This window comes from Halalkalibacterium ligniniphilum (genome assembly GCF_000334155.1).
GTDB lineage: Bacteria > Bacillota > Bacilli > Bacillales > Bacillaceae_D > Halalkalibacterium > Halalkalibacterium ligniniphilum.
Genome location: NZ_ANNK01000037.1, coordinates 1 through 5,216 on the forward strand (window position 1 = coordinate 1; position 5,216 = coordinate 5,216).

The window sequence follows — 5,216 nt, forward strand, 5'->3', positions numbered from 1 at the left end:
CGAAGCCGGAGAGCCCGAAGCCGGAGAGCCCGAAGCCGGAGAGCCCGTAGCGAAAGTGCAACGATCCCTTTTGCAACGACCCCCACTTTTCTGAAAAATTCACATTTTATTAAAAATTTGTTGAATTTAAGTTGTAATATTGTATACTTGTAATACAACTTTTATTTAAGCGCTTTCATTAGATAGGGGGAAAAAGTGGGTATGAAAAAGCGATTATCGTTTTTGTTGTTCGTATGTGCAATGTTCATTCTAGCTTCTTGTAGTGACACAGAGTATCAATATTTTTCAATTGCAACCGCTTCCACTGGTGGGACCTATTATCCAATTGGAGTAGGAATGGGGAATCTTTGGACGGAACAATTAATCGATCAAGGAATCCGTGCGACGGGTCAGTCTTCGGCTGGGTCTGTTGAAAATATTGACTTATTGCTAAAGGGAGAAGCACAGCTTGCTATTTTGCAAGGGTTAATTGGCGATCAGGCTTTTAATGGAACGGGAATCTATGAAGGCCGCTCATATGAAGGCTTACGTTCGATCACCTTCCTTTGGCCAAATGTTGAACATTTTGTCTTGCAAAACAACCAGATTGAAACAGGAACGATTGCCGATATTGAGGGGAAAAGCTTTTCAGTGGGACCACAGGCAAGTGGAACCGAACAATCAACCTTGGCGATCATGAGAGGGATGGGCCTAACGACTGCTGATATTTCACCAGAGTATCTTGGCTATGATGATACGATTTCTGCCATGCGTGATGGTCGTCTAAACGGTGGTTCATTACCAGCGGGTGTTCCTGTTACAGCGATCACGGACATGTATGCAAGTGGTGTTCGCGCCGATGTTCTTGACGTAACGGATGAGCAGCTTGAATCGATTAATGAGCTTTCCAATGTGTTCTTTCGATACGAGATTCCTGCCGGGACATATCCACGAAAAGAGGAAGATATCTATACGATTGCTCAATCAAACTTTTTAGCAACAGATAAAGGCCTTGATGAGGATATCATCTACCTACTAACAAAAACGTTGTACGAAAACCTTGAATTTATGTATGAGGTACATAGTTCAGCTCGGGAAATGTCTTTAGAAACGGCATTAGATGGTGTGTCTGTACCGCTTCATCCAGGTGCTTACAGATACTATGAGGAGCAAGGTGTCGACATCCCAGATGAGTTACTGCCTCCTGAGCTTCAGGAGTAATCGCCTTAATTTTTAGTCGCCTTTAAAAAGGGAGGAGATCGAGATGAGTGTGAAGAAACAAAACGTTGACGCGGACCAGAACGTTGAAGAAGTTCAAGAGGTTGTCGGTACGGGTCGTGTGTTAAAAGGCAAACAACAAAAAGTTGTTGCGTTTACAGGGATACTATTATCTGGATTTGCCATTTACGTCAATAGCTTTATGAATATGCAAGAAATTTATCGGAACGTTCTTTTCCTAGCGTTACTCTTTGTATTGGCCTTTTTGCTTTATCCAGCAACAAAAAAGGGAGCGAAAGACCGTTTTACAACGGCAGATGTTGTCTTAACGATTGCTAGTATCGCAGGAACCGTTTACATTTTACTGTTCTACACAACGATTCATATTGAACGGATGTCACAAGCGGTTACAATGGACTATATCTTTGCAGCGCTCACCGTTCTCTTGCTTTTGGAGGCAGCTAGACGGACACTTGGTCTTTTTATTCCACTCTTAACAAGCTTTGCCATTGTTTATGCCGTGTTTGGACCATACTTTCCAGGAATGTTTGGACATGCAGGGTTTTCCTTTGAACGACTCTTGTACCGTGTGTACATGACGACAGAAGGGATTTTTGGACTCACCCTTTCAATTGCTTCTACTTACATCGTCATCTTCATTTTATTTGGTGCATTTTTAAGTGTCAGTGGGGCGTCAAAGCTCTTTAACGATTTGGCGATTGCTGTAGCAGGACAACGACGAGGCGGGCCTGCGCAAGTAGCTGTTCTCTCAAGTGCTCTTACAGGCTCCTTAAACGGAAGCGCGGTTGCCAACGTTGCCACAACAGGAGCGTTCACGATTCCTTTAATGAAGCAAATTGGCTTAAAGCCACGATATGCAGCAGCTGTTGAAGCAACAGCGTCCACAGGTGGTATGATGATGCCACCGATTATGGGGGCAGCGGCATTTATTATGGCTGGATTTTTAGGTGTTTCCTACTCAGTCATTGTGTTTGCTGCGATCATTCCGACGTTTCTTTATTTCGTAGCGCTTGTTTTAGCCATTGATTTAGAAGCAAAAAAGCAAGGCTTAAAGGGGATGAGTAAAGATTCGATTCCTCAGGTATGGCTAGTTCTTAAAGAACGTGGTATCTTACTATTACCGATCATGATTGTGATAACAACGTTGTTAATGGGATATACACCGTTATTTGCAGGGTTTTCGGGGATTATATCTGTCATTATTGCAAGCTGGCTCACAAAAGACAAAGAAACAAGAGTCACCATTTCAAAGATAGGGACAGCTTTTGTTGACGGGGCAAAAAGTACCATTCAAGTGGGGATTGCCTGTGCGTCAATCGGGATAATTATTGCGGTCGTAACCATGTCAGGGCTTGGTTCGGCAATTGCCTACAATGTCCTTTCAGCTGCAAATGGAATGCTTTGGATTGCGCTTCTACTTGTTATGGCAACATGTATTGTCTTAAGTATGGGGCTTCCGTCAACGGCACTTTATATTGTTGTTGCTGTTACAGCTGCTCCAGCGTTAGTTGAAGCAGGTGTGAACCCGATTGCTGCTCATTTCTTCGTGTTCTGGTTTGGGGCATTGTCGAACATTACTCCGCCTGTCGCGCTAGCATCTTATACAGCAGCAGGAATCGCAGGTGCCGATGCCATGAAAACGTCATGGACGTCAGTAAGGCTGGCATTACCTGGATTTATTATCCCATTCATGATTGCCTACAACCCAATTATGGTTATGCAACCTGAAAATGGTTCCATTAGTGTCATTGCGGTAATCGTAACGGTCATCACCTCCGTTTTAGGCGTGTTTGCATTGGCCGTTGCGCTAACAAACTACTTCTCTACGGATTTAGTAATTTTGGAGCGAATTTTGTTTTTTGTGAGTTCACTTCTTCTTGTTAGTCCAGGCATGTTAACTAATGGTCTCGGTCTTTCAATTATTGCAGTAACATTAACCTTGCACATCATTCGTGCAAAAAAGAAAGCGGGGACAGGACAAAATGTTTTGGCCTAGACGCATGATGTAAAAGAGTAGAGGCTGTATAAAAGACATTCATGTGTGGTTGTTCTTTTAAATGGCATAAAAAACATGTTTGAAAGGTCGTAGCAGCATCTAGAGAATACGGTGTGAGGGAGGGAAAGCTCGTTTCCTTTTCTGCATAAACCAGCATGAGCGGCTCGCGCTTCCTACACGGATGAAAACGAGTTTGTCAGGTAATGCTTTAGCAACCTTTAATGGAGGAGAGAGCGGAAGGGCTTTATTGTTTTATCAACTTGAACTGAAGCTTGCCCCTTTTCGCGGAAAAAAGGAGAGTGTTGACGATGCGTTCATCCATTGAGCGTAAGAAGGTGTCAAGCCAAGTCCTTGAACAGCTAAAAGAGATGATCAAAAGCGGTGAGCTTCCTGCTCATAGTAAGCTGCCATCGGAAATGGAGCTGGCGGAGCGTTTCGGTGTCAGCCGCTCCCCGATTCGTGAGGCCTTAAGCGTTCTCGCAGCAAGTGGCTTAATCGAATCGAAGCAAGGAGGCGGCAGCTGGGTAAAAGAGATCCAACTAACGAACCTGCTTGAGCAAGTGACATTGGACATGGTCGATATTGAACAAGTGTATGATTTGCTCGAGCTGCGTAGCATTATTGAAACAGAGGCAGCAGCATTAGCCGCATTTCGCTATCAAGAGCAAGATATCATTGAGTTAGAGCAAGCGTTGGCTGCATTTGCAAAAACGCTCGAGGATGAGGACGTTGTGGGGGATGAAGCGGATTACATGTTCCACCGTGTCATTATCAAAGCTTCCTACAATCCGTTTTTAGAACAGACGATGGCCAATGTGTCAGGTCTTCTGCAAAAAGCGCTAGCGTTCTCATTAAAAAAGAATCGCCTCCAACAAAAACGAGAAGAGGTTTATCACGAGCATTTGGCGATTTTTAACGCGATTCGCGATCGGGACGCGGAGGCTGCGAGAAAAGCGATGAATACTCACTTGCATAACGTTCGCCGCAAGCTTGGTGACAAGCGAGTTTTGCCGGATTAAATCGATTGGAGGATGAGAGGAGCTGTGCTTTTAGCAGTCCTCTTCCCTTTTGTTTTAGTGGACTGTCCACAGCCCAGGCGATTGTAAGGAGGAAGGAATGAAATTAAAGCCGATTCAAAAGCGTAAACGTGTGTATCAGGAAATTATTGAGCGAATCAAAACAGCGATAGAAAAAGGAGAGATTCACCCTGGTGATAAGCTTCCATCTGAACGGGCGCTATCAGAAGCCTTATCGGTTTCAAGAACGTCTGTGAAGGAAGCATTAACCGTTCTAGAGTCCTCAGGCGTTGTCCGCATCCGTCCAGGGGTAGGCGTATTTCTCGTTCAAGAAAGCTCCCAACGACTGCTGCTTAAGCTGGCCGATCTATTACAGGAAAAAGAAACAACCATCGTTGAATTAATCGAGCTCCGTCAAGCGATTGAAGGGGATGCGGCCTATTACGCAGCAAGCAGGATTACAGAAGAGCAGAAGGAGCATTTAAGGGCTGTCTTTGAAAAGCTTGTTGCCGTAGAAAAGCAAGGACAGATTGCTGTTGAAGAAGACTATCAATTTCATTTGGCAATCATTGAAGCGGCAAATAATCCATTAATGCGAGATGTCATGAATTTAATCTCGGACAACATGATTCGCGTCTTAACGAAAAATCGTGAAGCTTCGAGAAAAAATGAGCTTTTTATTGCCGATGTCGTGGCTGAGCACCGAAAAATCTATGAAGCGATTATCAATGGGAAGCCCGATGAAGCAAGAAAAGCCATGTGGCAGCATTTTCAAGGGGTGAAACAGCGTCATACGTAAAAGAGAGGAGTGAGTGATGTTGACGACCGATCGTTTTTTAGAGGAGATAAAAAAGAAAATCCAGGATCAAAAGCGGATTTTAACAAAGGAAGCGGACCGCTACAGCTATGCCTATGATGCGTCGTTCGGTTTCCACTTACCTGATTTGGTGATCCAGCCGACAGCCACAGAAGAAGTAGCGGCGGGG

4 protein-coding genes are annotated in these 5,216 nt (G+C 44.3%); all 4 read left to right on the forward strand.

The window, feature by feature from the left end; translation table 11 throughout:
- Nucleotides 1-201: 201 nt before the first annotated feature.
- Nucleotides 202-1,200: a TAXI family TRAP transporter solute-binding subunit gene (locus BLT_RS0102795; RefSeq protein ID WP_017726295.1), complete on the forward strand. Its 999-nt coding sequence runs from the start codon at nt 202-204 to the stop codon at nt 1,198-1,200.
- A 43-nt stretch (nt 1,201-1,243) separates the two neighbouring features.
- Entirely contained in the window at nt 1,244-3,214 is a 1,971-nt protein-coding gene (locus tag BLT_RS0102800; protein WP_017726296.1) for a TRAP transporter permease, read from the forward strand.
- A 308-nt stretch (nt 3,215-3,522) separates the two neighbouring features.
- Nucleotides 3,523-4,233, forward strand: a complete 711-nt coding sequence (locus BLT_RS0102810; RefSeq protein ID WP_017726298.1) for a FadR/GntR family transcriptional regulator — start codon at nt 3,523-3,525, stop codon at nt 4,231-4,233.
- Nucleotides 4,234-4,330: 97 nt separating this feature from the next.
- Complete coding sequence (locus tag BLT_RS0102815; RefSeq protein WP_017726299.1) at nt 4,331-5,029, forward strand: FadR/GntR family transcriptional regulator; 699 nt, start codon at nt 4,331-4,333, stop codon at nt 5,027-5,029.
- Nucleotides 5,030-5,216 lie beyond the last annotated feature (187 nt).

Coding starts and splice junctions, on each gene's coding strand:
- BLT_RS0102815 (WP_017726299.1), top strand. CDS start 4,331: ATGAAATTAAAGCCGATTCAAAAGCGTAAACGTGTGTATCAGGAAATT.
- BLT_RS0102795 (WP_017726295.1), top strand. CDS start 202: ATGAAAAAGCGATTATCGTTTTTGTTGTTCGTATGTGCAATGTTCATT.
- BLT_RS0102810 (WP_017726298.1), top strand. CDS start 3,523: ATGCGTTCATCCATTGAGCGTAAGAAGGTGTCAAGCCAAGTCCTTGAA.
- BLT_RS0102800 (WP_017726296.1), top strand. CDS start 1,244: ATGAGTGTGAAGAAACAAAACGTTGACGCGGACCAGAACGTTGAAGAA.